Raw genomic sequence first — 24,483 nt, 5'->3', positions numbered from 1 at the left:
ATTGCAGTTCTGATTACTCTGATCGAGATTGGATTACCTATACGCACTTTCTCCATCGTCGCCGAGCAGGCTGAGAGATGAAGCGCGGCAACCGAGCGCGGGGCCATGTCGGATCAGCCATGTAGCAAGGGCGTATGACAACTCGAACTCGCACTGAACCTCGATCACTCACCATGTTCGCTCGCCGCTGTCTCGCATGGCTGATGCTCGCAGTCCTGGGGAACGTGACCCTACTCGTTACGCTCTTCATTCTCAGCCAGCAGCCGTTCGCCGTCGATTGGGCCGCGTCTCTTTCGGCGGTCAGCGCGATTGTCGCCCCTGCGTACTCACCCGCTCTGCTCCTGTTCAGCGTGATCCTGACGGTTCTTGAGAGGAAGAGTCCATCCGCCGAACTGGATCCTGACGATCACGCGCAGGGGAATCGGATGGTTGCGAACGCCGTGCGGTTGGCGCTGACCTTCGTCCTCAGCTTTGCGGTCACCCTCGTGCTGAACGATGTCACGATGATCGCGCCCGTGCTCTTCGCGATCTTGCTCGGCTTCATCGCGATCGTGCGAGCAGAGATGTTCTCCCCACCCCAGCCTGTGAGCACAGAAGCCGCATACCGACGGAGCGCCGAGACGATGAGGAATGCCCAGGCGTGGGTATCTGACTCTTTCGGATCAGACATTCCTGTCACGACGACGAGCCGAGTGTGGCACCTCATCGCGCTCTTCATTCTTGCCCCGATCGTCGTTGCCGGAATCGCCATGGTGGTCGGCGGCATTGCGGTGTGGGGACCCGGGGTCGCTCTCACACCGGGGTTCGTTCTCATGTGCGCGGCATCCGCCGCGATGCCGACGACACTCGTGCTTGTCTGGCTTGCCGGCGCCGACAAGGCAGAGTCGCCACGGAGCAGGGCGTGGGTTCGCGCGTTCCTGCTCACGATGAGCGCCATGGGGATCATCACAGTCACTCTCATCTTCCTCCTCTCCGGGAAGAACACCATATGGATGGCCGCCATCGTGGCCGCAACTACCGTCCTCGTCAGCGTCGCCCTGTGGGCTCCGCGCCCCAGGGGGAAAGTGGGGCTCCGTCAGACTGTGGAGCTTAAGTGGACCGCATTGCACCTCGAACGGATCCAGAGGGTCTTTCAGGCCTCCCAGGCTGCGTGGGAGCGTGAGCAGGTGCGCCCGACGATCATCGTCCGAGCACTCACGCAGATCCTCCTCCCCTTCCACCACGCACTCCGCCGCGTGAGGGAAACACGGTGAGGGCAACGTCGGCCATCGGCAGGGAGACAGGGGAGCGATACGCTGCGAACCAAGGAGGCTGCATGACTACTCACCTTCACGCCCGCGGGTTCGACTCCCGATTGCACGCACGGCGTCGAGCGCTGCTGGATTCTCGCGCGGGAACAACTGGAGAGGATGTGCCGCATTGGTCGCACGCAGCACTTTGACGGCTTTCGGACTGCCACCTCACAAGCAGCCCGGAGAGGCACTCACGTGGTCCACACCGAGCGGGCAACTCGGGCAACGCGGGCAACGCGTGTGCGTCGGCGTTGATGTCGGTGGTCGGCCGGAGATGGGTCGCCTCGTCGCACAAGCGTCTCCGACCATCCTCGTACTGACGCACGATGACCACGACCACATCGGCGGGTGGGAGGGATTCACCGAGGCCGGGCTCGACACTCTGGATGAGCTGTGGATCCCATACGAGTGGGACGTCGTTGCCAGGGCGGCCGAGGCTCTCGCTCAGGGGGCCATACTCGTATCGAAACTTCCGGAGAGCTCATTGCCAGAGCTGGAGGAAAGCCTTCGGTCTGGATACTCCGCGGTCGTATCGGACGCCCGGAACCCCACCGATGCTCCGGGGGATGCCATGCTCGAGGCTGTCGATCTCTCCGCAGCACTCTCTGACGCGCAGAAGGACGAGCTGTCGGTCTCGGTGCAGCGCTACGTGCGCCTGCTCGCAGAGGACTCTGAAGACCTCGATGAGTTCTTTGACGGCACGGCAGCAGAGATCGGCCGCCGCGCAGCATCAAAGGCGGGTGCTCTGCAGAAGTTGATGGTCGACGCCTATCAAAACAGGGTCGAAGTTCGTCTCTTCTCCGTCGACCACGGACGCTCCTCGACGCCGTGGTGGTCGGCCGGCAGACCCGGAGTAGCCACACTGGCGAACGCCGTGGAAGTGCGACGTCGAGCTGCCGCTTCAAGCTCTCTGCCCCTGCTCTCGTTCGCTCTCGCCCTCAGCGTCCAGAACAGACGGGCCCTCTGTCCAGTCCTGTGGCATGCCGGCAAACTCGAAGGCGGAGCGATCGTCTGGAGCGACAGCTCCGGCAGCTGGGTGACATCGAACGCACGCACGGAACTCCTACCGAAGCTCCACATCTCGACCGCACCCCACCACGCTTCTGCAAGTCCCGATCATGATCCCGCATGGAAAGCTCTCTCCTCATTCTTGACGAGAGCCGAGCCGGTGATGCTCTCTGCGGGCGGGCAGTGGAACCAACAAGTTCGCAAGGAGTATGCCTCCCTCGCCCCCAGCCGGAAGCGATGCACCCGGTGCCGCTGCGAAGTCCGCAGTCCGGAATCCCAGACGATCGTCCTCCATACAGACGAACGCCGCGCGGGATTCGCTCGCGGAGAGCGCTGTCGTGAGCCCTAGACATCACGACACGCTCATCTTCGTCACCGCACACCGAAACGACTCCCCGCGCACTCTGCGTCTCAAAGGTCACGGTGTTCACTAGGTCGTGATGTTCAACAGGTCGCAATCCCCCGCACGACTAGCTCACTCATCTTTTCCACCCGCTCCGCATCCATCCCCACCCCAAGCAAGGCCGCATACGACCCCAGCGCGATCAGCTCATCTGCCACGACCCCAGCATCCACGTCCGCCCGCACGTCACCTGCCGCAACTCCCCGGGTGAGCCGCTCCGCCGTCCACTCCCTGATCGGCGCCGCCAGCCTCTCGTTCAACCGTGCCCCAAGTTCTGGATCCGTGGCCGTCACCGCGATGAGCGCCCGTGCAAGTGCGACTGTCTCCCCGTCGTCCTGCACAGTGAAGAGCGCCCGAAGATCTGCCGTCAGGTCGTCCGTCATCGGTAGCTCAACTCCCGGAAGCTCCCCCTCCAGCAGCGCCTCCCCGAGGATCGCGGCCTTCGACGGCCACCACCGGTAGATCGTCTGCTTCGAGACCCCGGCGACCTCGGCGAGGCCCTCGATCGTCACGGCCTCGTAGCCCGAAGAGGACAGGGCGGCGCGCATCGCCTCCAGCACGGCCTGCCGGGCGGATTCACTTCGAGGTCTGGGCACGATCACAGGCTACTCAGGCGTACACTGATCCATAACGAGACGCACCGTTGCGAAACAAGAAGGAGCACCAGCATGGCCCTCACCGCTCACTCCACCATCGGCGACTGGCTGAACGACGAGGTCGGCGGACCGCTCATCCGCGGACTCTTCGAGAAGACCGGCGCCGACCCCGAGCTCCTCACCCCCGTGCTCGGGCTCCCGCTGCAGCAGCTCGTCGCGATGAGCCAGGGCGCACTCCCGCAGTCGGTCGTCGACGATCTCGTCCGCGCGGCCAACGGCGGCGAGATCCCCGAAGACACCGGCACCGAAGGTTGGGCCGAGAAGCCCACCACCGGACGCTTCGCCGGCAAGACCGTGATCGTCACGGGCGCGGCATCCGGAATCGGCAGAGCCACGGCATCCCGCATCGCCCGCGAAGGCGGACGCGTGATCGCCGCCGACATCTCCGCCGAGAAGCTCGACGCGCTGAAGGCCGAGCTCCCCGACATCGTCACCGTTGCCGGAGACCTCACGCAGCAGAGCGCGATCGACGCCGTCATCGCCGCCGCGGGCGACCGCATCGACGGCCTCGCGAACGTCGCCGGCATCAACGACGACTTCTCCCCCGCGGGCGAGACGACGGATGCCGTCTGGGACCGCGTCATCGCGATCAACCTCACCGCCCCGTTCAAGCTCATGCGCGCGGTGCTCCCGATCATGGAGGCGGCCGGCAGCGGATCGATCCTCAACGTGTCGAGCGAAGCGGGCCTGCGCGGCAACGCCTCCGGCAACGCCTACACGGCCAGCAAGCACGGCATCATCGGCGTGACGAAGTCCGCGGCGTTCATGTACGGGCCGAAGGGCATCCGCGTGAACTCCGTCGCCCCGGGCGGCGTCGCCACCGGCATCCCGATGCCCCCGAACATGTCGGAGTACGGTTCGGGCCGCCTCGCACCGTTCCAGCAGGCGATCCCCACCATCGCGACCGCCGAGCACCTGGCGGCGTCCATCACGTTCCTGCTCAGCGACGACGCCGTGAACATCAACGGCGCCGTGCTCGCGAGCGACGGGGGATGGTCGGTGCAGTAGACCCCGGTGACGCTTATGCCTTGACGGCAGACTCCAGACCCCGCTCAGGCGTCCAGCACCATGCCTGCTTGGTCGGGTCTTCGAAGGAGATGCACGTCACGGCGTACTTCTGCGCTTTGAGCAGCGGCTCGTAGGTGACGTCTGCGCGCACCGCCTGGGGCTCTCCCCACGCATGGTCGGATCCGTATGCGTTGCTGACCAGTACGTACGAACCGGGTGGCAGCGAGGTGAAGGTGATGAAACCCTTCTCACCTTTCGCGATCGAGTTCCCCCGCGTCTCGATTCGAATGTCGCGGAAGACGGTCGCCCCCTCACCCGCGTTCGTCACGAAGACTCCGTACGCGTCGCCGGCGCCTTCGTTCCATTTCACCCACCACGCTTGCAACTGACGAGCCACATCGGCATGCTGCCGCGAACGCTCACGCTCCCGCGTCTCGTCGGCGAAGACCTTGGCCTCGCTACGCGTGCGCTCCGCCGTGGCGTTCGCCGCCAAAGCTGTGCGCAAAGCGAAGATGCTCACGAACGCTGCCGCCACTGAGGCCACTCCCGAAAGGAGTTCTGCCCAACTGCCTATTTCCAAACCTGCGAATTCCCCCACGCATTTGAGACTAGGCAACGAGCCTCTCCGTCGCAGCCCCGAGTTCTGCCGGTTGTTCCCCTGGAACCACCCACTCACCCTGCACCGATCGACCTCCTCAGGACTTCTCCACAGCTTCTGACAACCGCCTCCTCGACGCACGCCTGCTGCCTGACGGACGAGTTATCGTGCCTGCATGTGGCTTCCATCCCCACCAACGCAACAGACCTACTATTTCTACTACTTCGCCCGTAGACTTCCAGAGTGGCAACCGTGACGAGAACCGAGCTCAACCAGCAGACCGCGAAGGTCCTGGCGCGTGTCGCCGCGGGAGAGACGCTGACGATCACCGATCGCGGGCGCCCGATCGCACAGCTGTCCCCTCCGCAGGCCAGCGTCTGGGACGACCTGATCGCCGCGGGGCACGTACGACTACCGTCGCAATCGGGAGCGTTGAACATACAGAGGGTGAAGCTCGATCAGACGAGTGCGGAGATCATCAACGATCTGCGGGCGGATCGGCTGTGATCTATCTCGACACCTCCGCCGCGGCGAAACTGCTGATCGACGAAGCCGAGAGCGAGGCCGTCGCCGAACTCTTCGAGCGCGGAGCCGAGTTCGTGTCCTCACGCCTCCTGGCCGTCGAGCTGGCCGCGATCGTCGACCGGCGGCTGATCGCCGGCCACCACGTGCAGCAGGTCATCGACCGCGTCGCCCTCGTGTCGCTCGACGACGACATCGCCGACGCAGCCGTCGCCCTGCGGAGCGGACTGCGCACACTCGACGCTCTCCACCTCGCGACAGCGCTGCGACTCGGCACCACTGTCGACGGCATCCTCACCTTCGATCTCGAGCTGCGCGCACGCGCCGAACACCACGGACTCGCAGCGGTGCTCTGACCCCACAGGCAGATCCGGTCGCCGCAGCAAACCCCTACCGCACCCCCTCACTCAGGCGTAGCCTCGCCTCAGAGGTGCACTGATGCCCGTTCCCGACAGCATCTTCTCCGGGTCCATCCCCGAGAACTACGACCGCTACATGGTGCCGCTGATCTTCGAGCCCTATGCGGCCGATGTCGCGCGCCGGGCGGCGGCGCTGGAGCCGCGACGGGTGCTGGAGACCGCGGCCGGAACGGGCGTCGTCCCGCGATTCCTGCTGCCGCTGTTGCCCGCCGGCTCGGCCTATGTCGCGACCGATCTGAGCGCGCCGATGCTGGACTACGCGGCATCCGTCCTGCCCGATCCGCGGCTGCGCTGGCAGACCGCCGACGCGCAGAAGCTGCCCTTCCACGACGACGCCTTCGACCTGGTCCTGTGCCAGTTCGGGGCGATGTTCTTCCCCGACCGCGTCCGCGCCTACCGCGAGGCGCGGCGGGTGCTCGAACCCGGCGGGAGCTTCGTGTTCGCCGTCTGGGACGCGATCGAGAGGAACGACTTCGCCGACGAGGTGGGGCATGCGCTCGCGGCGATGTTCCCCGCCGATCCTCCGCGCTTCATGGCCCGCACCCCGCACGGCTATCACGACGTCGCCCTGATCGAGCGGGAGGTGCGGGATGCCGGCTTCACCACCGTCACGATCGACACCGTGACCGCGCAGAGCGTCGCACCGTCGGCCCTCGTCGCGGCGACCGCGTACTGCCAGGGCACACCCCTGCGCGGCGAGATCGAGGCGCGGGACCCGTCGGCCCTCGCGGAGGCGACGGTGCGGGCAGCCGCCGCGATCGCCGCCCGGTTCGGCGACGGCGAGGTGCGGGGGCGGATCCAGGCGCACGTCGTCACGGCCTCGAGCTGACGCGCGACGGACGACAGGCGACAGGCGAACGGGCGACAGGCGACGGACGACGGACGACGGCGAACGTTTCGTCTCGCTGCGCTCGCTCAACGACCGGGGGCTGTTCCCTCCCCTAGACTTCCCTCAACCATGGGAGTCCCGGCAGGGGCTGAGAGGGCGCTGACGCCGCGCCGACCGTCATACCTGATGCGGGTCATGCCGCCGTAGGAAGTCGAGCCACATGTCGCGTCTCATCGCCGAGCCCACCGTCTCCCCCTCTCGAGCACGCAACGCCGTCCGCGGCGGACTGCTCGGCAACTTCGTCGACCAGGTCGACATCTTCCTGCCGGTCATCGCCCTCGCCCCCGCGGCTGCGATCGTGCTGGGTCCCGATGCGGCCGCCGCCCAGACGGGCCTGATCTTCGTCGCCACCCTGCTCGGACGTCCGCTCGGCGCCGCGATCTTCGGGAGCCTCGCCGACCGTCACGGACGAACGAGAACCACCACAGCGGCGATCGCCGGCATCGCGATCACGACGCTGCTGATCGCCCTGATCCCCACCCACGACGTCGGCGGCGCGGCGACTCTGTGGACGTTCGTGGCCCTGCGCTTCGTCGGCGGCGTCTTCCTCGGCGGTGAGTACTCCGCGGCCATCCCCCTCGCCATGGAGTGGACCGCCCCGCGCCGGCGCGGCCTGCTCAGCGGCGGCATCATGGCCATGTCACCGCTCGCCAACGCGTTCATCGCCGGGCTCACGCTGACCCTCGTCCAGGTGCTCGGACCCGACGCCTACGCCGGCTGGGGGTGGCGGATGCCGTTCATCGCCGGCGCCCTGCTCGCCGCGGCGATGCTCTGGTACTACGTCGCCGGCGTCGACGACGCCCCGATCTCGACGACCGGCGCCCGCCGCACACGTCCGCTCACCGCCATCCTCATCGGTCCGTTCCGCCGCCAGCTGTGGCAGGTGTTCGTGCTGATGACCGGGCTCTGGTTGTTCACCCAGATGGCGATCCCCGTGCTCACCGGGATGCTGCGCGAGGCGCCGCAGGTCGGACCGACGACCGTCCCGTTCATCATGCTGATCGCGACCCTCGTCTCGGCAGCCGCGATGCTCTCCGCCGGCGCGCTCTCGCAGCGGATCGGACGGAGACGCTTCTTCGTGGTCTTCGGCGCGGGGGCGCTCGTCGCCGCACCCCTCGCCTTCGCGTGGGCGCTGACCTCGCAGGGCGTCGCCGCCGTGCTCGCGGTGGCCGTCGTGCAGATCGTCACGGTCTCGGCCTACGGTCCGGTGGGCGCGTACCTCGCGGAGCGCTTCCCCTCCGCCGTGCGGTCGAGCGGCTACGGGGTCGGGTACTCGCTGTCCCTCGTCGTGCCGGCGCTCTTCCCGTTCTGGCTGCCCTGGTTGCAGAGCGCACTCGGCCCGGTCGCGGCGGTCATGGCCGTGCTCGCCGCGGCATCCGCTCTCCTCCTCGTCGGCGCGCTCCTCGGCCCCGAGCCCGACCGCACCGCCGCCCTCAAGTGAGCGACGCGTGAGGAGTCAGAGAACGTCGGATCCAGGCGGTCGGATGCCGCGATCTCTGACTCCTCACGGCCGCTTGAGGCGCGGGCGCGAGCTGCGAGCCGCCGCTCGGGGCGCGGAGCGAGCGCGCTCAGGAAGCGCGCACGTCGAGCACCCACGTGACGCCGAAGCGGTCGGTGAGCATGCCGAACCCGGCGGACCACGCGGATGCCGCGAGCGGCTCGACCACCTCGGCGCCCACGGCGAGTGCGTCCCAGTATCCGGTGAGCTCGTCGAGCAACGTGGCCCGCAGCGACTGGAAGAACGGGCGATCGGTGATGGTCAGGCCGTTCTCCCTCCGTGTCTCGCCCGCGGTCGCGGAGGCGTCGTCGAGGCCGGGGATGTCGTAGGCCATGAGACGGATGCCACCGCCGTCCAGCTCTCCGAACACGAGGAGGTCCGCGCCGGGGGTATCGGCGGGCATCCCGAACTCCCCGTAGGTGGCGAGCGCGATCTCGCCGCCGAACACGGAGCGGTAGAACTCCAGCGCCTGGCGCGCAGTGCCGCGGAAGTTGAGGTGCGTGGTGGTGGTGATGGACATGGTGTCTCCTCGGATCGGCGACGGCCGGGTGCCGTCTACGACCACGATTCCCGCAGAAGAGGTCTGTTTCTGTCCTCTACTCGGAAGAGAATGGGGGAATGACCGGCAGCTCCTCCCGCATGCTCGCCCTGCTGTCGCTGCTGCAGACGCCGCGCGACTGGCCGGGGAGCGTGCTCGCCGACCGCCTCGACGTGAGCCCGCGCACCGTGCGGCGTGACGTCGAGCGGCTGCGCGAGCTCGGCTACCGCATCTCCGCGATCAAGGGCCCAGACGGGGGCTACCGCCTTGCTGCGGGTTCGGAGCTGCCGCCGCTGCTGTTCGACGACGACCAGGCCGTGGCGATCGCCGTCGCTCTGCAGAACGCCCCGTCGAGCGGCATCGACATCGACGAAGGGGCCGCGCGCGCCCTCGCCACGGTCCGCCAGGTGATGCCCTCCCGGCTGCGGCACCGGGTCGACGGCATCCGCTTCTCCGGCACGGGAAACGAGACCAGGGTCGATGCCGCCGTGCTGGAGGCGACGAGCGCGGCCGTTCGTGACCGGAAGGTGCTGCGCTTCGACTACGGCGCCGATGACGACCGGCCGGCGCGGCGCGCCGAGCCGCACGAGATCGTCGCGCGGGAGAACCGCTGGTACCTGCTCGCGTGGGATCTGGATGCCGACGACTGGCGCATCTTCCGCCTCGATCGGATGCGGCCGCGCATCCCGACCGGCCCGTCGTTCACACCGCGACCGCTTCCCGCGGGGGATGCGCGCACCTATCTCGCCGCACGCGCCAAGGGCTCGGATACCGAGGACCGCTGGCCCTGCGTCGGGGAGGTCGTGATCGAACTGCCGGCACGCGAGGTCGCGGTGTGGGTCGGCTCCGACGGCACGGTCGAGCCCCGCGACGAGGGGTCGTGCCAGGTCACCGTCGGGTCGTGGTCCTGGGTCGGCATGCTCGCGTCGGTGATGAGGTTCGACGCCCCGTTCACCGTCGTGGGCCCCGAGGAGCTGCGCGCCGCCGCGCAAACTCTCACCGCTCGCCTCGCCGCCGCGGCATCCCCGCGCTAGCGCTCCCCGCGTTAGCGCGCCCCGCGCCCCGCGCCCACGCTGAGGGGCCACGAAGTGCCGCGTCAAGGGGCGCGGATGCAGCGCTTCACGACCCCTCACGACCGAGGAACGAGCATCGCCCCGCCCGCGGGATGCGGACGGAGCGATGCGTTCAGGGTGCTGCGATCAGGATGCTGCGGTCACTCGCTCTCGGTGGCGCCGAGCGCGCGGCGACGACGGTGCGTCATCCACGCGCCCGCTCCGAGCGCCATCAGCAGCGCACCGAGCAGGGCCGCGTTCGCCGCCGCACCGGCGTCGCCACCGGTGTTCGCCAGCGCGCCGCCGGTTCCGCTGCCCGTTCCCGCCGCCGTGCCCGAGCCGCCGGCGCCGCCGCCGGCTCCGGCCGTACCGGTCCCGGCCGCCGTGACCGTGAGCGCGAGCCTCGCGAGCTCGGTCTCACCGTCGCGGATCACGATGTGATGCGCACCGGGCTCGATGTCGGCGGGGATCACCAGGGCGACGTCGAGCGCGCCCTCGGAGACCTCGACGTTCGCGAGCGCACGGTACGTGCTCTCGATCCCGATCTCGACCGTCTCCGACGGAACCCCGGATGCCGTGAGCGTCACCGATCCGCCCGCGGCGACCTCGGTGCGCGACAGCTGGGCGACGAGCTCGGCGCCGGGGCCGTCGTCGACCGGCGTGAATGCCCAGTTGTCGACCTCGAACAGGTCGGCATCGGCGTCGGCGCCCTCGGGAGCCGCGAAGACGAAGAACACGTCGTGCTCTCCGGCGGCTCCGGTCACGTCGGCCTGGACGGTGGTCCACTCGCCGACGGTTCCGTCGACCGGGATCTCCGCGACGACCTGCCCGTCGACATCGTCGAGACGCACCTGGATACTGCCGCCCTCGACGAGCGGCTTCACGCGCGCCGACACGGTCTTCGCGCCGGAGCCGAAGTCGACGCCGGAGACACCGGCGAAGTCGCCGTCATCGACACCCGACAGCACCATGTTGCCCCCGCCGTTGTGCTCGGGGAACTCGACGGATGCGGCATCCGTCTTGGCCGTGCTGATGCCGAGCTGCCAGGCCAGCGTCTCCGCCTCGAACGTGCGGTACGGGTCGAAGCTCTCGACCTGCGCGACACCGGCACGCGTGCCGACGATCGGCTTGATCGTCCCGTCGGCGTTGAACTCCAGCTTGTCGATGTGCACCGAGCGGTAGCCCTGGGTCGCCCCAGGGGTTCCGAGCGCCGCCGCCCACGCCGCGCCGCGCGTCTGCGCGTGATACGTGAAGTACGTCTCGCCCTTGAAGGTGAACATGTCGGAGTGGTTGTTGCCGCCGTTGCCCGCTCCGAAGAACGTGCCCTGGTTCTGGAACGCCACACCCGCGTACTCCGACGATCCGAGCTTCATCGGGTCGTCGGTCATCATGTACGCGATGCCGCCGCGCGACGGGTACTGCCCCGGCACCTCGTTGACCTGGAAGTTCGACGAGTAGGAGTAGTAGTACGTGTCGCCGCGCTTGAACATGCTCGAGGCCTCGAACATGCCGGGGCCGTCGATCTCGACCGGGTCGCCGTCGAGGGTGACCATGTCGTCCTTCAGCTTGACCACGCGGGTCGACTTCGGGTTCTGCGGTCCCTGCACGTTCGGCGCGGTGCCGATCTGGGAGTTGCCGCCGAAGTACAGGTAGCCCTGGCCGTCGTCGTCGATGAACACCTCGGGGTCGAAGAGCCACATGCCCGCGGGGAATCCGCCGCCGGCGATGTAGTCGCGAGACACGGTGTCGGGGATGATCTTCTTGCCCAGCGGGTCGTTCCACGGGCCGAGCGGCGAGCCGCCCACGACCACCGCGGTGCCGGTTCCGCTGTCGCAGAAGTAGAGGTAGACCTTGCCGTCCTTCTCGATCGCGGCGGGAGCCCAGGAGTTCCTCGACCACGGAGCCGCTCCGCCCTCACGGGCGATCGGGATGCTGCCGTGGTCGACCCAGTTGACCATGTCGCTGGTCGACATGACGTTGAGACGGGTGATGCCGCCGTACCCGTTCGACTGCGTCGGAAGCCCGTTGGCGTCCTTGCTGTTCAGCTCGTACTGCTGCGTGTCGTCGGTCGAGTAGATGTAGAGACGGCCGTTGTAGATGAGGTGGTGCGGGTCGGCGCCGAACTTGTGGCCGACGAGCGGGTTGTGGTCGCCGACCGGCTTGGTCTGCACCTTCTCGAGGCTGGTGAACTCCGGCCCTTCAGGGGCGTCGGCGATCTTCACGAGCGACAGCTCGTCGACCTTGAAGTCCTGCAGCGCACTCGATCCCCACGGGGTCTCGACGAAGAGCCAGCCCGCGGCGACGTGCTTCGCCTCGGCCGTGAACTCCTGCGAGAACGACCCCCACTCGCCCTTCGTGAACGTGTGACCATAGTCGGCGCATCCGTTGAAGTTCGTGGGGCAGAACGTGAAGTTGAACTGCTGGGTGGCGTTGCCCTCGTCGTACTTGAGCTTGCCGGTGAGCCGGTAGGAGGCGCCGAGCTCGATCTTGTCCGCGACGTTCGCGAACGGACCGGACTGGGTGTTCTCGCGCCCCGTCACCTGCAGGGAGTGGGCGCCGCTCGCGGCGTCGTCGCTGAGGGCGAGCGTGCCGCCGCGGGTGTTCGTCCATCCCGTGAATCCGGAGACGAATCGGCCGTCCGGCAGCAGGTTGCCCGGCACGGCGGGCGGCTCGACGACGGCGGGGCCGCCGTCGTCGGTGGTCAGGGAGACGTCGTCGATCACGAACGACTGGATGTCGGTGTTCCAGGGCGTCTCGACGAAGAGGATGTCGTAGTCCGAGGTCAGCGGGGTGAACGTCTTCTGCACGCTCGCCCACTGCCCAGCGGTCGCCGTGGTCGACGCGACGACGTCGCAACGGCTGCGCGACGACGTGCACAGCACGATGTTGAAGTTCTGCGTCGCCCGCCCGGTGTCGAACTTCAGCGAGAGGTTCAGGTCGTAGGACGCGTCGGTCGACAGCAGCCCGGTGACGGTGGCCGTCGGCCCCGACTGGAACGAGGTGCGTCCGCTGATGGCGAGCGACTTGGTGCCGGACTTGGCGTCGGTGCTCTGCGAGAGGGTGCCGCCGAGCGGGGCGCTCCATCCGGAGATCCCGCTCTCGAACGTCCCGTTCTGGATGATGCTGGTCGGCGCCGCGTAAGCGGCGCCACTGATGCCCACCGCGGTCACGGACGAGGCGATGAGCGCGGTCACGCCCATCACCGCCGCGGCGCGAGCGCCCGGTCGCCGTCTCCGGCCCGATCTGACTTCTGGTCTCACGTGTCTCACTCCTTGCTGTCGATCGCTCGAGGGCGCACGAAAGCAGCGGCTCCCGTTGATGGACGGAGCCTGCGATCGGCCTCGGGCGAAGCGGGGATGTCGCCGGCCGACGCAGCGTCTTGGGGGTCGCTGCGGAAGGCCGGTCCTGCGTCGGTTCTGAGAGCTCGATCCCGCACTGGCCGCTGATGCGCGGCCCAAGGCGAGTCTCCCTGGCGTTCTCCTCCTCGAGATCCGAGCGCACGGCCATCGTGCGCGCATCGCACGGTGCGGGGACGTGCGTCTGGGGACGCTTCGAAAGTTACCGGTAACAGAGAGTTCTGGCAACCCTCATTGAGAATCCTGTGACGTTCTCGTGACCTTCCCTCCCACCTCCGCGGCGCGAGGGGTCGGAGAACGTCGGATGCGCGCCCCGCGATGCCGCGCTTCGCGACCCCTCAGGGTGCTGACCCCGCGAGGGAAGGGGGCTCGCACGCCCGGTAGAATGGGATCGCCCGCCGGCCCCCTTCCTGAGGAGTGCGCGTGACCAACGCCCCCGAAGCCACCGCCCACACGCACGTTCCCGACTCCGTCGAGAACGCGATCGCGACTCCCGAGAAGGAGCAGCCCTACGCTGCCCTCGGACTCAAGGACGACGAGTACGCGCGCATCAAGGAGATCCTGGGCCGCCGCCCCACCTCGGGCGAGCTGGCGATGTACTCGGTGATGTGGTCGGAGCACTGCTCCTACAAGTCGTCGAAGAACTACCTGCGCCGCTTCGGCCAGAAGGTCTCCGACGAGATGAAGGAACGCCTCATGGTGGGCATGGGCCAGAACGCGGGCGTCATCGACGTCGGCGAGGGCTGGGCCGTCACCTTCAAGGCCGAGTCGCACAACCACCCCTCGTTCATCGAGCCCTTCCAGGGTGCGGCGACCGGCGTCGGCGGCATCGTCCGCGACATCATCTCGATGGGCGCACGCCCCGTCGCGGTCATGGACGCCCTGCGCTTCGGCGCGATCGACCACCCCGACACCGCCCGCGTCGTGCACGGCGTGACCAGCGGCATCAGCTTCTACGGCAACTGCCTCGGCCTGCCGAACATCGGCGGCGAGACGGTCTTCGACTCCGTCTACCAGGCGAACCCGCTCGTCAACGCGCTCGCGGTCGGCGTCCTGCGCCACGAAGACCTCAAGCTCGCCAACGCGACCGGCGTGGGCAACAAGGTCGTGCTGTTCGGCGCCCGCACGGGTGGCGACGGCATCGGCGGCGCCAGCATCCTGGCCTCCGACTCCTTCGACTCCACCGGCCCGACCAAGCGCCCCGCGGTGCAGGTCGGCGACCCGTTCGCCGAGAAGGTGCTCATCGAATGCTGCCTCGAGCTCTACCGCGACGAGCTCGTCGAGGCGATTCAAGACCTCGGAGCCGCCGGCATCTCCTGCGCCACGAGCGAGCTGGCCGCCAACGGCAACAGCGGCATGAAGGTGTCGCTCGACAACGTGCTGCTGCGCGACCCCACGCTGACCGCTGAGGAGATCCTCATGTCGGAGTCGCAGGAGCGCATGATGGCGATCGTCGCCCCCGAGAAGCTCGACGCGTTCCTCGCGGTCGTGAAGAAGTGGGACGTCGAGACCTCGGTGCTCGGCGAGGTCACCGGAGACGGCCGCCTCATCATCGACTGGCAGGGCGAGCGCATCGTCGACGTCGACCCCTCGACCGTCGCGGTCGACGGCCCCGTCTACGACCGTCCGGTCGCGTACCCGACGTGGATCGACGCGCTGCAGGCGGATGCCGCCGAGAACCTGCCCCGCTCGAACGACGCCGAGGTGCTGCGCGAGCAGTTCCTCGATCTCGTCGCGAGCCCAAACCTCGCCGACACCCGCTGGATCACGAACCAGTACGACTACTACGTGCTCGGCAACACGGCCCTCGCGTTCCCCGACGACGCCGGCATGATCCGCGTCGACGAGGAGTCGGGCCTGGGCTTCGCGATCTCGACCGACGCGAACGGCCGCTACTGCCAGCTCGACCCGTACGCGGGCGCGCAGCTGGCCCTCGCCGAGGCGTACCGCAACGTCGCCGTCACCGGCGCCGTGCCCACCGCGATCACGGACTGCCTGAACTTCGGCTCTCCCGAGAACCCCGAGGTCATGTGGCAGTTCGGCCAGACCGTCGACGGTCTCGCCGACGGATGCTACGAGCTGGGCACCCCGGTGACCGGCGGCAACGTGTCGTTCTACAACCAGACCGGCGACGTGCCGATCCACCCGACCCCGCTCGTGGGCGTGCTCGGCATCATCGACGACGTCTCCCGCCGCATCCCCTCGGGGTGGCAGGACGAGGGCCAGAACATCTACCTGCTCGGCACGACCTCGACCGAGCTCTCCGGCTCGGCGTGGGCCGATGTGGTGCACCAGCACCTCGGCGGCCTGCCCCCGAAGGTCGACCTCGCCGGCGAGAAGCGCCTGGCCGGTCTCCTCGCCGCCGCGCGCGACGAGTGGCTGATCTCCTCGGCGCACGACGTCTCCGAGGGCGGTCTGGCTCAGGCCCTCGCCGAGGGCGTCATGCGCTTCGGCGTCGGCGCGCGCGTCTGGCTGAACGAGATCATCGAGCGCGACGGCGTGGACGCGGCATCCGCTCTCTTCTCGGAGTCGACCGGTCGCGTGCTCGTGACCGTCCCCCGTGAGGACGACGTGAAGTTCCGCGGGCTGTGCGAGGGTCGCGGCTACCCGGTCGCGCGTATCGGCGTGACCGACAGCGAGCCTCAGCTCGAGGTGCAGGGCGTCTTCACGGTCTCGGCCGCCGAGCTGCGCGAGCGCTCGCAGGCCACCCTTCCCGCGGCCTTCGGCCCGACCGTCGCGGAGCCGGTCGCATGACCGACGACAGCGACTACGGCGACCTCGACGTCCGCCGCAACCGGCGCGTCCGGATCGTGGCCTGGACAGTCATCATCGCGCTGATCCTCGGCGGCGGCGGCGCGACCGTCCTCACGCTGCTCTTCGGCTGAGCCGGCCCGCCGCTCCCGTCGCGAAAGATCCCGCCATCCGCGGCTGATAGCGGGATCTTCTGCGACCGGAACGCGACCGCGACCGTCGGACCCCCGGCCTAGAGTGTCGGGATGATCACTGGACCTCGCGTGCGCCTCGAAGAGCTCCGCGCCGCGGCCGTGGCCCGGGTCGCGGCGACGGCGGCGACCCTCGGCGAGCTCATGCACGACCGCGAGGGCTCGAACGACGACGACGAGCACGACCCCGAGGGCGTGACGCTGTCATCGGAATGGTCGCGACTGACAGGGCTGGCGGATGCCGCGGCATCCGAACTCCGCCAGGTCGACGAGGCACTCGCCCGGCTCGACACGGGAGAGTATGGAGTCTGCGCCGGGTGCGGTCAGCGGATCCCTGCGGCACGCCTCGAGGTGCGCCCGTTCGCGACGCACTGCGTGGCCTGCGCAGAGAAGCTCGGACGCTGACGCGCACGCGCTGAGCGCGCCGAGGGGTCGGAGAACGCGGCATCCGACCGCCGCGATCCCGCACATTTCGACCCCTCACGGGGAGGGAAGTCGCTCACATGCGAGTGCGTGCGCACGCGCGAGGGCGCGCGCTCAGTTCGCGTCGACGTTGCGGCCGCCCGCTTCCAGCACGTCGCCGGCGGGGCGTTCCTGGTGCCCGCCGAACTGCAGGCGCATCGCCGACAGCACCTGGTTGGCGAAGCGGTCCTCGTCACGGGAGGCGAAGCGCTCGAAGAGGGATGCCGCGAGCACCGGCACCGGCACGCCGACGTCGACCGCGGCCTTCACTGTCCATCGGCCCTCGCCCGAGTCCGACACGCGTCCGGCGAGGCCGTCGAGTCGAGGGTTCTCATGCAGCGCGGCAGCGGTGAGGTCGAGCAGCCACGACGACACCACGGATCCGCGTCGCCAGAGTTCGGCGACCTTCGCGGTGTCGATGGGGAACTGGTAGTACTCGGGCTCCTCGAGCGGAGCGACCTCGGCGGAGTGCTCGGCTTCGCGGATGCCGGCATCCGCGTTCTCCAGCAGGTTGAGCCCCTCGGCGATCGCGGCCATGATGCCGTACTCGATGCCGTTGTGCACCATCTTCACGAAGTGACCAGCGCCGGACGGACCGCAGTGCAGGAAGCCCTGCTCCTCGGGGGCGAGGTCTCCGCTGCGCCCCGGGGTGCGCTCGATCTCGCCCACTCCAGGGGCGATCGTGCGCAGGATCGGCTCGATGTGCTGCACGGCGGCATCCGATCCGCCGACCATCAGGCAGTATCCGCGGTCGAGGCCGAAGACGCCGCCGCTGGTGCCGATGTCGACGAACTCGATTCCGCGCTCGCGCAGCGCCGCGGCCCGACGCACGTCATCGCGGTAGTTGGAGTTGCCTCCGTCGATGATGATGTCGCCGCGGTCGAGCACGGCGGCCACCTCGTCGACGACCTGGCCGGTGAGGGATGCCGGCACCATGAGCCAGACGACGCGCGGCGTGTGCAGCTTCGCGGCGAGGTCCGCATAGCTGTCGGCGCCCGTCGCCCCCTCGGCCACGAGCGTGGCGACCGCCTGCGGGTTCACGTCGTAGACCACGCACTCGTGCCCCGCCCGCATGAGGCGCCGCACGATGTTCGCGCCCATCCGTCCGAGTCCCACCATCGCCAGCTGCATGTTCGCTCCTCACACCACGGACGGCTCTCTGCGGAGCCGGATGCGCTCATCCTGACACGCGCGCCTGAATCCCTCAAACGCGAGGGGCGCCGACCCGCCGATGCTCACCTCGAGCTCCGGCGGGCTCGACGACCGAGCGTCAGGCGACGGGGTCGAGGCGGGACTGTGCGGCGAAGCCGTTCCACACGGCGCGGAGCCGCGCGACCATGTCGATGGATCGGTCGAGCAGCCACTGCTGCTGCAGTCCGTCGGCGGCCGCGACGATGATGTCGGCGATCAGCTCGGGGTCGGCGTTCGGACCGAACTCCCCGCTCTCCTGCGCCGCGCGCACCGACTGCGCCGACAGCTCACGCACCCACGCGTAGCGCTCGACGAAGTACTCGTGGGCCGGGTGCTTGCCGATGCTCGCCTCCGCCGAGAACTCGACGTAGAGCTGCACGAGACCGGGCACCCGCGTGTTGTGGTCGATCACGTCGAGGAAGCCCTGGAAGTTGCGCTTGTCGACCCAGTGCGCCGCGGTGTCGCGCTCGTCACGGGCCCGGAGCACGGCCAGGTACAGCTCTTCACGCGAGCCGAAGTAGTGCATGAGGCCGGGCTGGGTGAGCCCGACGCGGCGGGCGATCTCGCGGTTCGAGGCGTTGCGGCATCCGAATTCGGCCACCACGTCGAGCGCCACCGCGAGGATCTCCTCCCGCTTGGCAGCGCCCTTCGCGTACTGACCCCGACGATTCATCGCCATAAGTCTAGGAGACGGACGAATCCGGCAGGCGAAGAGCCCTCCTCCGTGCACCGCGCGGTGGTGGGGCGGCCGGAATCCCCCGAGGATCCGGCCGCCCGGTCTGTGTCACGCGGTCATCTCACCGACTTGATCGGGAAGATGACCAGCGCGCCGATGAGGGCCGCGATGGCGCAGATGGTGAACCAGACGGAGTAGTCCGACCCTGCCGCTCCTCCGAACGCCGCCATGACGAGACCGCCGACGAGCGGGGCGGCCGTCTGCGGCAGCGCGTTGGCGAGGTTCAGGACGCCGAGGTCCTTGCCCGCGTCATCCGGGTTCGGCAGCACGTCGACGACGAGCGCGAGGTCGACGCCCACGTAGATGCCGTACGCGGCGCCGAGGAACAGTTCGAGCACGTAGTACGACGGGACGTCCTGGATGAAGATCAGGGCGAGCGTGCCGACCGCGAACAGGGCCGTCGACGTCCAGACGAAGACCTTGCGCCTGCCGATCCTGTCGGAGACCTTGCCCGCGATCCACGCCGTGACGACGAGCGCTCCGGTGTAGACGAGGGTCGTGTTGGCGATGAGGAGGCCGACCTCCTCGACGGGCACCGACAGGTGGTACTGCATGTAGAAGAAGCGGAAGGTGGTGAATCCGAACGCGGCGAACGTGATCAGGAAGCGCGACCACCAGGCCAGCGCGAAGTCGGGGTGCTTCGCCGGGCTGACCCAGATCGTCCCGAGGATCTCGCGGAACGTGATGCGCGTCGGCTTCACGGGGAGCTGCTTGTCGGGGAGCACGATGACGAAGATCAGCAGCGCGATGATCGATAGGATCGCCGGGATGACGAAGACGATGAACAGGCTGAAGGAGAACCAGCCCGCGACGTACACGCCGCCCACGATGCCGAGGTTCTGGGCGATGCCGAGACCGGCGGTGATCGATCCGCGCTGGAACTTGGGCACCTGGTCGGCGATCGTCGCGACGAACGGCGCGAGCGTCATGTTCGCACCGAGCTGGGCGATGGCCCACCCGACCGTCGCGATGGCGAGGCTGTCGCCGAGCGCCATGAACACGAAGCCGATCGTCATGATGACGGCGCCGAGCACGATCCAGATCCGGCGACGCCCCCACTTGCTCGTGGTGCGGTCGGAGATGCGCCCGAACGTCACGTTGGCGATGGCGGCGAAGAAGGCGCCGACGCCGCCGAGGATGGCCGAGGCCGAGTTCGCCGCGGCGGCCCCCTCGGCGATCGCACCCGCGGCCTGCAGGGAGGTGATCTTCAGGCCGACGCCGACGATCGCGGGGCCGAGCAGCGCGATGAAGAAGACGAACTGCGCGATGATCAGCCACGTCACGTAGCTCTTCTTGGCCGGCTCAGTCGGCTCCGCGAACCAGTGATGTCCGCCCGAGCCGAGTGTGCGACTCGCAGACGTCATCCCGGACGGATTGCCCGCGGCCGCACCGCTGACTGAACTCATAGCTGCCTCCTTTGGCTGGAGGGCGCCCCGTCGCTCATCGCCGAGCGCGAGTCGGGTGACGCCCTTGTCGATGAAAACCTAGACGGCTAAGGTTTCCAGCACAAGAGGTGTCACGAAGTGTGTCGATCCGGTCGATGCACTCCCTCTGCCGACCGCCGGGATAGGCGCGACGACCCGCAGAGCGCGCGGGTTCAGCGCCGCGACGGCCGCCCTGTACGTGCGGGCTGCGCAGCGTCGAACAGCTCCGGATGCTGCGTTCGCACCGCATCGAGATCGGCGAAGACAAAGCGGAGGTGCTCGCGCAGCGCATCGGCCGCGGCATCCGCATCGCCCGCGGCGAGCGCCTCGACGACCCGCTCGTGGTCGTCGACGTAGTCCTGCACGGTGCGCGTGGCGCTCATGCCGACGTACCGCGCACGGTCGAGGTGCCCCTTGGCTGCGCTGACCGCGGCCCAGGCGTTGGCATGACCGGCGAGTCCGAGCAGCGCGCGGTGGAACTCCTCGTCGAGCGGGTAGAACGCGTCACGGTCGGATGCCGCCCGCTGCCGCGCGATGATGTCGCGCAGCATCCGCTCCTCGTGATCCGACGGCGTCGCGCACGCCGCGAGAGAGGCGAGCTCGATGGCCTCGCGGATGAACTGCGCCTCGCGCACGCGGTCGGGGTCGATGCGCGTGACGTAGGTGCCGCTCTGCGGGCGCACCTCGACGAGCCCCTCCTGCGCGATGAGCAGCAGGGCCTCGCGCACGGGCTGGCGGCTGATGCCGAGCGCGGCGGCGAGCTCGTTCTCGGAGAGCAGGGCGCCGGGGGCGCTGTGTCCGGCGATGATGTCGTCGCGGATCCGGCCGTAGGCGAGGGCGCGGGCGGAGGGGCGCGCACTCGGCTCGGACTCGGGCATACCGTCACGATAGCTTGACGAAACTTGTATGGCAGTGCTTTCATGAGAGTGCCATACAAGATGTGCGTGCGATGCCGCCGCACCGAGCCCGAGGAGCAACGATGTCCATCGACAAGGCCGAGGTGATCGTCACCAGCCCAGACCGCAACTTCGTCACCCTCAAGATCACGACGGCCGACGGGGTCTCCGGACTCGGCGACGCGACACTGAACGGCCGCGAGCTCGCCGTGGTCGCCTACCTCGCCGAGCACGTCGTGCCGTTGCTGATCGGCGCCGACGAGGACCGCATCGAAGACACCTGGCAGTTCCTCTACCGCAGCGCCTACTGGCGTCGCGGCCCCGTCACGATGGCCGCGATCGCCGCGGTCGACATGGCCCTGTGGGACATCAAGGGCAAGAAGGCGGGGATGCCCGTCTACCAGCTCCTCGGCGGAGCCAGCCGCACCGGACTCCTCGCCTACGGCCATGCCTCCGGCAAGGAGCTCCCCGAGCTGTTCGACTCCGTGCGCTCGCACCTCGACCAGGGGTACCGCGCCATCCGCATCCAGACCGGCGTCCCCGGGCTCAAGGCGATCTACGGCATCGCCTCCCAGGCGGCGGATGCCGGAGGCGGCGAGGCCCGCTACGACCACGAGCCCGCACGCCGCGGCGCGAAGCCGGTCGAAGAGGACTGGGACACCCGCGCGTACCTGCACCACCTGCCCGGAGTGTTCGAGGCCGTGCGCAACGAGTTCGGCCCCGACATCCCCCTGCTGCACGACGGCCACCACCGGATGACGCCGATCCAGGCCGCGAAGCTGGGCAAGTCGCTCGAACCCTACGACCTGTTCTGGCTCGAGGACTGCACCCCCGCTGAGAACCAGGAGGCGCTGCGGCTCGTGCGCCAGCACACCACCACGCCGCTCGCGATCGGCGAGATCTTCAACACGGTCTGGGACTTCAAGGACATCATCCGCGACCAGCTCATCGACTACGCCCGCGGAGCGGTCACCCACATGGGCGGCATCAGCCCGCTGAAGAAGACGCTCGACTACGCGGCGATGTACCAGATCAAGTCGGGCATGCACGGGCCGACCGACATCTCCCCGGTCGGCATGGCCGCGGCGATGCACCTGGGGCTGTCGATCCACAACTTCGGCATCCAGGAGTACATGCAGCACGGCAGCCGCACCAACGAGGTGTTCCAGCAGTCGTTCACGTGGCGTGACGGCCTGCTGCACCCCGGCGACCGGCCAGGGCTCGGCATCGAGCTCGACGTCGACGAGGCGGGCAAGTACCCGTACGAGCGCGCGTACCTGCCCTACAACCGCCTGGCCGACGGGACCGTCCACGACTGGTGAGAGGAGCCTCCGTAGAATTACCGATTTCCGCGACGATCCGTTGTCCGGCCGGAACCACACTCCTAGGCTCCTTCCCGAAGCCGCACAGAGCGGCGCCGAAAGGGAGAGCGATGAAGAGGTGGACGCGGACAACAGCGATCGCCGCGGCGATCACGATGGGGATCACGCTCGGCGGCCCCGTCGCAGCGCAGGCGGTGGAAGACGAGAGCGGGATCAGATACGACACGGTGTTCGCCTGGTCCTATCTGGGCATCAGCGGCAGCGGCGCCTTCATGTACACGAATCAGCTGGGCGGCGTCGTGCATGCATCCGACTACATCGGGGATTCGTTCTACGGAACGGAGCAGGAGCTCGCCGAAGAGATCGGACGCGCAGGCGGCGGCGGCTGAATCTCGTTCACGCCGCGGCAGGGGCCTTTCGCCGCGACCGGCGCGACGGGCGCCGCACCGCGCGATAGCCCCGGCCTCACAATCCGTGCTCCTCCTCCGTCCGCACGGGAAGTAGGCTGGGCACACTATGGAGTGGTGGGGTTACTGGTGGCTCATCTTCCCGCTGATGGGTGTCGCGGGGGCGGTTGCCAAGCGCTGGGAGTGGGCGGCACGCCGCCGTCATGAGCGCCGCCTCGAGACCATGAAGATGAAGGCCCAGCTCAAGACCGCCGAGATCGAGGCCCGCTCACTCACCCAGCAGGCGAAGCGCAAGGGCCCGACGATCGTCGACACCACGGCATCCGTCGCTCCGAATCACCTTCTCGAGCGGCTGTTCTCCGAGCACGACGAGATCACCGCCCGCTGGCTCGACTACGAGCTCGACGTCGCGAAGCTCATCGCCTTCCCCGCCATGAGCGACGGGCGTCAGCCGCTCGTCGCCGCGTTCCTCCGCGCGAAGAGGACGGCCGACGCCCTGCGCCCCGACTCGGCCGACGCGAACGTGTCGGAGAAGCAGGTGTCGGAGTACCTCGACGCGGTGGGTGCCTACGCCGTCGCCTTCGAGGTGGCCGAGAAGGATGCCAGGCGCCTGCGCGACTCCACCTTCACCGAACCGGAGCGCAAGCGTCTGGAACGCGCGCAGCAGCTGCTCAAGGTCGCCGTCGACGAGTCGGCCACGCAGGCCGAGCGCAACGTCGCCTACAAGCGCGTGCGCGACGAGCTCGACGGCCTCATCCTGCTCTCCGACGACGCGGTCGAAGTGCTGGAGAAGCAGGTCGCCAGGGCGCTGCCCTCCGCCCCGGATGCCGCGGCGCCGGCCCCACCGGCCGCGGAACCGCGGTCGCAGGAGCCCGAGCGGATCCCGGTGGCCGACCCGCTGCGTGCCGCCAACCCGCGGCGTTCTTCGCCGCCGCCGCAGCAGCACCGAGAGGACGCATGACCTCCTCCGATCCCACCGCCCCGGATGCCCGCCGCCGCACGATCGTCATCACCGGAGCATCCGACGGGATCGGCGCCGCCGCAGCCCGACAGCTCGCGTCGACGGGAAACCGCGTGCTGCTCGTCGGCCGCTCGGTCGAGAAGACCGCCGCGGTCGCGCGCGAGACCGCGGCCGAGCACTTCACCGCCGACTTCGCCCGACTCGATGACGTCCGCGCCCTCGCAGCGCAGATCGCGGAGGCGGTCGGCGATGACGGCATCGACGTGCTGGCGAACAACGCCGGCGGGATCTTCGGCGACCGGACGCCGACCGTCGACGGACACGAGAAGACCATCCAGGTGAACCACCTGGCGCCCTTCCTGCTGACGAACTTGCTGCTGCCGCAGCTGCGGAAGGCGGATGCCGCGATCATCAACACCTCGAGCGTCGGGCACCGCATCTTCGGGCACATCGACGTCGACGACCTCGACAACCGCAAGAAGTACCGTGCGAACAAAGCCTATGGCGACGCGAAGCTCGCGAACGTGCTGTTCACGAAGAGCCTGCACACGAAGTTCCACGCCGAGGGGCTGAGCGCGGTGGCGTTCCACCCGGGGATCGTGCGCACGAACTTCTCGGCCGGATCGTCGAGCGTCATGCGGCTCCTCTATCGCACGCCCGTGAAGCACCTCCTGACCATCAGCACCGACACGGGCGGCGAAACCCTGCGGTGGTTCATCGAGGGCACCCCCGGCGAGACCTGGCAGTCGGGCGCGTACTACGACGAACGCGTGCTGACCCTGCGCGTGAACCCCCAGGTTGAGGACGAGGCCCTCGCCGAGGCGCTGTGGCAGAAGAGCGCGGAGCTCACCGGTCTCGCGACCTGATCGCAGCGCCCGGCGATGCGGGGGCGGACCGAGTTGC

The 24,483-nt window shown here is 68.6% G+C and carries 23 protein-coding genes and 1 riboswitch; of the genes, 15 read left to right on the top strand and 8 right to left on the bottom strand.

Annotated elements, in window-relative coordinates:
- The first annotated feature begins 203 nt into the window (after positions 1-203).
- Both ACFY5A_RS06450 and ACFY5A_RS06445 read left to right on the top strand, forming a co-directional pair.
- Positions 204-1,253, top strand: coding sequence for a hypothetical protein (locus tag ACFY5A_RS06450; protein ID WP_387232471.1), 1,050 nt, complete (start codon positions 204-206; stop codon positions 1,251-1,253).
- 313 nt (positions 1,254-1,566) lie between these two features.
- Entirely contained in the window at positions 1,567-2,649 is a 1,083-nt protein-coding gene (locus ACFY5A_RS06445) for a hypothetical protein (RefSeq protein ID WP_387232469.1), read from the top strand.
- 95 nt (positions 2,650-2,744) lie between these two features.
- Here ACFY5A_RS06445 and ACFY5A_RS06440 read toward each other — a convergent pair whose 3' ends face one another.
- Positions 2,745-3,299 (bottom strand): TetR/AcrR family transcriptional regulator, encoded by a 555-nt coding sequence (locus ACFY5A_RS06440; RefSeq protein ID WP_387232467.1) that lies wholly within the window; start codon positions 3,297-3,299, stop codon positions 2,745-2,747.
- 72 nt (positions 3,300-3,371) lie between these two features.
- Here ACFY5A_RS06440 and ACFY5A_RS06435 point away from each other — a divergent pair, with 72 nt between their 5' ends.
- Positions 3,372-4,367, top strand: coding sequence for an SDR family NAD(P)-dependent oxidoreductase (locus tag ACFY5A_RS06435; protein ID WP_341940634.1), 996 nt, complete (start codon positions 3,372-3,374; stop codon positions 4,365-4,367).
- 13 nt (positions 4,368-4,380) lie between these two features.
- On the opposite strand, the gene ACFY5A_RS06430 is transcribed toward ACFY5A_RS06435, so the two are convergent.
- Positions 4,381-4,965 carry a hypothetical protein gene (locus ACFY5A_RS06430; RefSeq protein WP_146114389.1) on the bottom strand — a complete coding sequence of 195 codons (585 nt, stop codon included), beginning with the start codon at positions 4,963-4,965 and terminating at the stop codon, positions 4,381-4,383.
- A 252-nt stretch (positions 4,966-5,217) separates the two neighbouring features.
- Here ACFY5A_RS06430 and ACFY5A_RS06425 point away from each other — a divergent pair, with 252 nt between their 5' ends.
- The 4 genes from ACFY5A_RS06425 to ACFY5A_RS06410 all read left to right on the top strand — a co-directional run bounded on the left by ACFY5A_RS06425 (position 5,218) and on the right by ACFY5A_RS06410 (position 8,236).
- Positions 5,218-5,472, top strand: a complete 255-nt coding sequence (locus ACFY5A_RS06425; RefSeq protein ID WP_387232464.1) for a type II toxin-antitoxin system Phd/YefM family antitoxin — start codon at positions 5,218-5,220, stop codon at positions 5,470-5,472.
- Positions 5,469-5,843 carry a type II toxin-antitoxin system VapC family toxin gene (locus ACFY5A_RS06420; protein ID WP_341940636.1) on the top strand — a complete coding sequence of 125 codons (375 nt, stop codon included), beginning with the start codon at positions 5,469-5,471 and terminating at the stop codon, positions 5,841-5,843. The genes ACFY5A_RS06425 and ACFY5A_RS06420 overlap by 4 nt, the downstream gene beginning before the upstream one ends.
- 82 nt (positions 5,844-5,925) lie before the next feature.
- Complete coding sequence (locus ACFY5A_RS06415) at positions 5,926-6,735, top strand: class I SAM-dependent methyltransferase (protein WP_387232462.1); 810 nt, start codon at positions 5,926-5,928, stop codon at positions 6,733-6,735.
- A 119-nt stretch (positions 6,736-6,854) separates the two neighbouring features.
- Positions 6,855-6,961: riboswitch (TPP riboswitch) on the top strand.
- Positions 6,956-8,236: an MFS transporter gene (locus ACFY5A_RS06410; protein ID WP_387232460.1), complete on the top strand. Its 1,281-nt coding sequence runs from the start codon at positions 6,956-6,958 to the stop codon at positions 8,234-8,236. Its footprint overlaps the riboswitch before it by 6 nt.
- Positions 8,237-8,363: 127 nt before the next feature.
- Here the strand turns inward: ACFY5A_RS06410 and ACFY5A_RS06405 are convergent, their stop codons facing one another.
- A complete protein-coding gene (locus ACFY5A_RS06405; RefSeq protein ID WP_387232458.1) occupies positions 8,364-8,813 on the bottom strand; it encodes a VOC family protein in 450 nt (149 codons plus the stop codon).
- Positions 8,814-8,911: 98 nt separating this feature from the next.
- On the opposite strand from ACFY5A_RS06405, the gene ACFY5A_RS06400 reads away from it, so the two are divergent.
- Positions 8,912-9,865: a helix-turn-helix transcriptional regulator gene (locus ACFY5A_RS06400; RefSeq protein WP_387232456.1), complete on the top strand. Its 954-nt coding sequence runs from the start codon at positions 8,912-8,914 to the stop codon at positions 9,863-9,865.
- Positions 9,866-10,044: 179 nt separating this feature from the next.
- Here the strand turns inward: ACFY5A_RS06400 and ACFY5A_RS06395 are convergent, their stop codons facing one another.
- Positions 10,045-13,083, bottom strand: a complete 3,039-nt coding sequence (locus tag ACFY5A_RS06395; RefSeq protein WP_387235900.1) for a carbohydrate binding domain-containing protein — start codon at positions 13,081-13,083, stop codon at positions 10,045-10,047.
- 579 nt (positions 13,084-13,662) lie between these two features.
- Between ACFY5A_RS06395 and purL the strand changes: the two genes are divergently transcribed.
- The 3 genes from purL to ACFY5A_RS06380 all read left to right on the top strand — a co-directional run bounded on the left by purL (position 13,663) and on the right by ACFY5A_RS06380 (position 16,586).
- The gene (gene purL, locus ACFY5A_RS06390) at positions 13,663-15,993 is read left to right on the top strand and encodes a phosphoribosylformylglycinamidine synthase subunit PurL (protein ID WP_105677218.1); all 2,331 of its coding nucleotides are present in this window, start codon (positions 13,663-13,665) and stop codon (positions 15,991-15,993) included.
- The gene (locus tag ACFY5A_RS06385; protein ID WP_258132733.1) at positions 15,990-16,124 is read left to right on the top strand and encodes a hypothetical protein; all 135 of its coding nucleotides are present in this window, start codon (positions 15,990-15,992) and stop codon (positions 16,122-16,124) included. The genes purL and ACFY5A_RS06385 overlap by 4 nt, the downstream gene beginning before the upstream one ends.
- Positions 16,125-16,235: 111 nt before the next feature.
- Positions 16,236-16,586 carry a TraR/DksA family transcriptional regulator gene (locus ACFY5A_RS06380; protein ID WP_387232454.1) on the top strand — a complete coding sequence of 117 codons (351 nt, stop codon included), beginning with the start codon at positions 16,236-16,238 and terminating at the stop codon, positions 16,584-16,586.
- 132 nt (positions 16,587-16,718) lie between these two features.
- On the opposite strand, the gene gnd is transcribed toward ACFY5A_RS06380, so the two are convergent.
- The 4 genes from gnd to ACFY5A_RS06360 all read right to left on the bottom strand — a co-directional run bounded on the left by gnd (position 16,719) and on the right by ACFY5A_RS06360 (position 20,872).
- The gene (gene gnd / locus ACFY5A_RS06375; RefSeq protein WP_105677220.1) at positions 16,719-17,774 is read right to left on the bottom strand and encodes a phosphogluconate dehydrogenase (NAD(+)-dependent, decarboxylating); all 1,056 of its coding nucleotides are present in this window, start codon (positions 17,772-17,774) and stop codon (positions 16,719-16,721) included.
- 139 nt (positions 17,775-17,913) lie between these two features.
- Complete coding sequence (locus ACFY5A_RS06370) at positions 17,914-18,507, bottom strand: TetR family transcriptional regulator (protein ID WP_341940643.1); 594 nt, start codon at positions 18,505-18,507, stop codon at positions 17,914-17,916.
- A gap of 119 nt (positions 18,508-18,626) precedes the next feature.
- Positions 18,627-19,976, bottom strand: coding sequence for an MFS transporter (locus tag ACFY5A_RS06365; RefSeq protein WP_219844650.1), 1,350 nt, complete (start codon positions 19,974-19,976; stop codon positions 18,627-18,629).
- A gap of 191 nt (positions 19,977-20,167) precedes the next feature.
- Positions 20,168-20,872, bottom strand: a complete 705-nt coding sequence (locus ACFY5A_RS06360; protein ID WP_341940644.1) for a GntR family transcriptional regulator — start codon at positions 20,870-20,872, stop codon at positions 20,168-20,170.
- Between the two features lie 101 nt (positions 20,873-20,973).
- On the opposite strand from ACFY5A_RS06360, the gene manD reads away from it, so the two are divergent.
- From manD to ACFY5A_RS06340, 4 genes are all read left to right on the top strand, one after another.
- Complete coding sequence (gene manD / locus ACFY5A_RS06355) at positions 20,974-22,212, top strand: D-mannonate dehydratase ManD (RefSeq protein WP_387232451.1); 1,239 nt, start codon at positions 20,974-20,976, stop codon at positions 22,210-22,212.
- 110 nt (positions 22,213-22,322) lie between these two features.
- Complete coding sequence (locus tag ACFY5A_RS06350) at positions 22,323-22,601, top strand: hypothetical protein (protein ID WP_387232449.1); 279 nt, start codon at positions 22,323-22,325, stop codon at positions 22,599-22,601.
- A gap of 127 nt (positions 22,602-22,728) precedes the next feature.
- A complete protein-coding gene (locus ACFY5A_RS06345; protein ID WP_387232448.1) occupies positions 22,729-23,580 on the top strand; it encodes a hypothetical protein in 852 nt (283 codons plus the stop codon).
- Positions 23,577-24,446 carry an SDR family NAD(P)-dependent oxidoreductase gene (locus ACFY5A_RS06340; RefSeq protein WP_341940647.1) on the top strand — a complete coding sequence of 290 codons (870 nt, stop codon included), beginning with the start codon at positions 23,577-23,579 and terminating at the stop codon, positions 24,444-24,446. The genes ACFY5A_RS06345 and ACFY5A_RS06340 overlap by 4 nt, the downstream gene beginning before the upstream one ends.
- Positions 24,447-24,483: the final 37 nt, after the last annotated feature.

Origin of the sequence: Microbacterium sp. NPDC012755, assembly GCF_042901325.1 — a bacterium.
Taxonomy (GTDB): Bacteria; Actinomycetota; Actinomycetes; order Actinomycetales; family Microbacteriaceae; genus Microbacterium; species Microbacterium natoriense.
This window is presented reverse-complemented; position numbering and strand designations above follow the sequence as displayed.

Bases quoted from the DNA above. Each gene is read 5' to 3' on its own strand.
- gnd (WP_105677220.1), bottom strand. From the start codon at position 17,774: ATGCAGCTGGCGATGGTGGGACTCGGACGGATGGGCGCGAACATCGTG.
- ACFY5A_RS06340 (WP_341940647.1), top strand. From the start codon at position 23,577: ATGACCTCCTCCGATCCCACCGCCCCGGATGCCCGCCGCCGCACGATC.
- ACFY5A_RS06350 (WP_387232449.1), top strand. From the start codon at position 22,323: ATGAAGAGGTGGACGCGGACAACAGCGATCGCCGCGGCGATCACGATG.
- ACFY5A_RS06370 (WP_341940643.1), bottom strand. From the start codon at position 18,507: ATGAATCGTCGGGGTCAGTACGCGAAGGGCGCTGCCAAGCGGGAGGAG.
- ACFY5A_RS06405 (WP_387232458.1), bottom strand. From the start codon at position 8,813: ATGTCCATCACCACCACCACGCACCTCAACTTCCGCGGCACTGCGCGC.
- ACFY5A_RS06415 (WP_387232462.1), top strand. From the start codon at position 5,926: ATGCCCGTTCCCGACAGCATCTTCTCCGGGTCCATCCCCGAGAACTAC.
- ACFY5A_RS06345 (WP_387232448.1), top strand. From the start codon at position 22,729: ATGGAGTGGTGGGGTTACTGGTGGCTCATCTTCCCGCTGATGGGTGTC.
- ACFY5A_RS06360 (WP_341940644.1), bottom strand. From the start codon at position 20,872: ATGCCCGAGTCCGAGCCGAGTGCGCGCCCCTCCGCCCGCGCCCTCGCC.
- ACFY5A_RS06380 (WP_387232454.1), top strand. From the start codon at position 16,236: ATGATCACTGGACCTCGCGTGCGCCTCGAAGAGCTCCGCGCCGCGGCC.
- ACFY5A_RS06395 (WP_387235900.1), bottom strand. From the start codon at position 13,083: ATGGGCGTGACCGCGCTCATCGCCTCGTCCGTGACCGCGGTGGGCATC.
- ACFY5A_RS06365 (WP_219844650.1), bottom strand. From the start codon at position 19,976: ATGAGTTCAGTCAGCGGTGCGGCCGCGGGCAATCCGTCCGGGATGACG.
- ACFY5A_RS06445 (WP_387232469.1), top strand. From the start codon at position 1,567: ATGGGTCGCCTCGTCGCACAAGCGTCTCCGACCATCCTCGTACTGACG.
- ACFY5A_RS06450 (WP_387232471.1), top strand. From the start codon at position 204: ATGCTCGCAGTCCTGGGGAACGTGACCCTACTCGTTACGCTCTTCATT.
- ACFY5A_RS06400 (WP_387232456.1), top strand. From the start codon at position 8,912: ATGACCGGCAGCTCCTCCCGCATGCTCGCCCTGCTGTCGCTGCTGCAG.
- ACFY5A_RS06385 (WP_258132733.1), top strand. From the start codon at position 15,990: ATGACCGACGACAGCGACTACGGCGACCTCGACGTCCGCCGCAACCGG.
- ACFY5A_RS06435 (WP_341940634.1), top strand. From the start codon at position 3,372: ATGGCCCTCACCGCTCACTCCACCATCGGCGACTGGCTGAACGACGAG.
- ACFY5A_RS06410 (WP_387232460.1), top strand. From the start codon at position 6,956: ATGTCGCGTCTCATCGCCGAGCCCACCGTCTCCCCCTCTCGAGCACGC.
- manD (WP_387232451.1), top strand. From the start codon at position 20,974: ATGTCCATCGACAAGGCCGAGGTGATCGTCACCAGCCCAGACCGCAAC.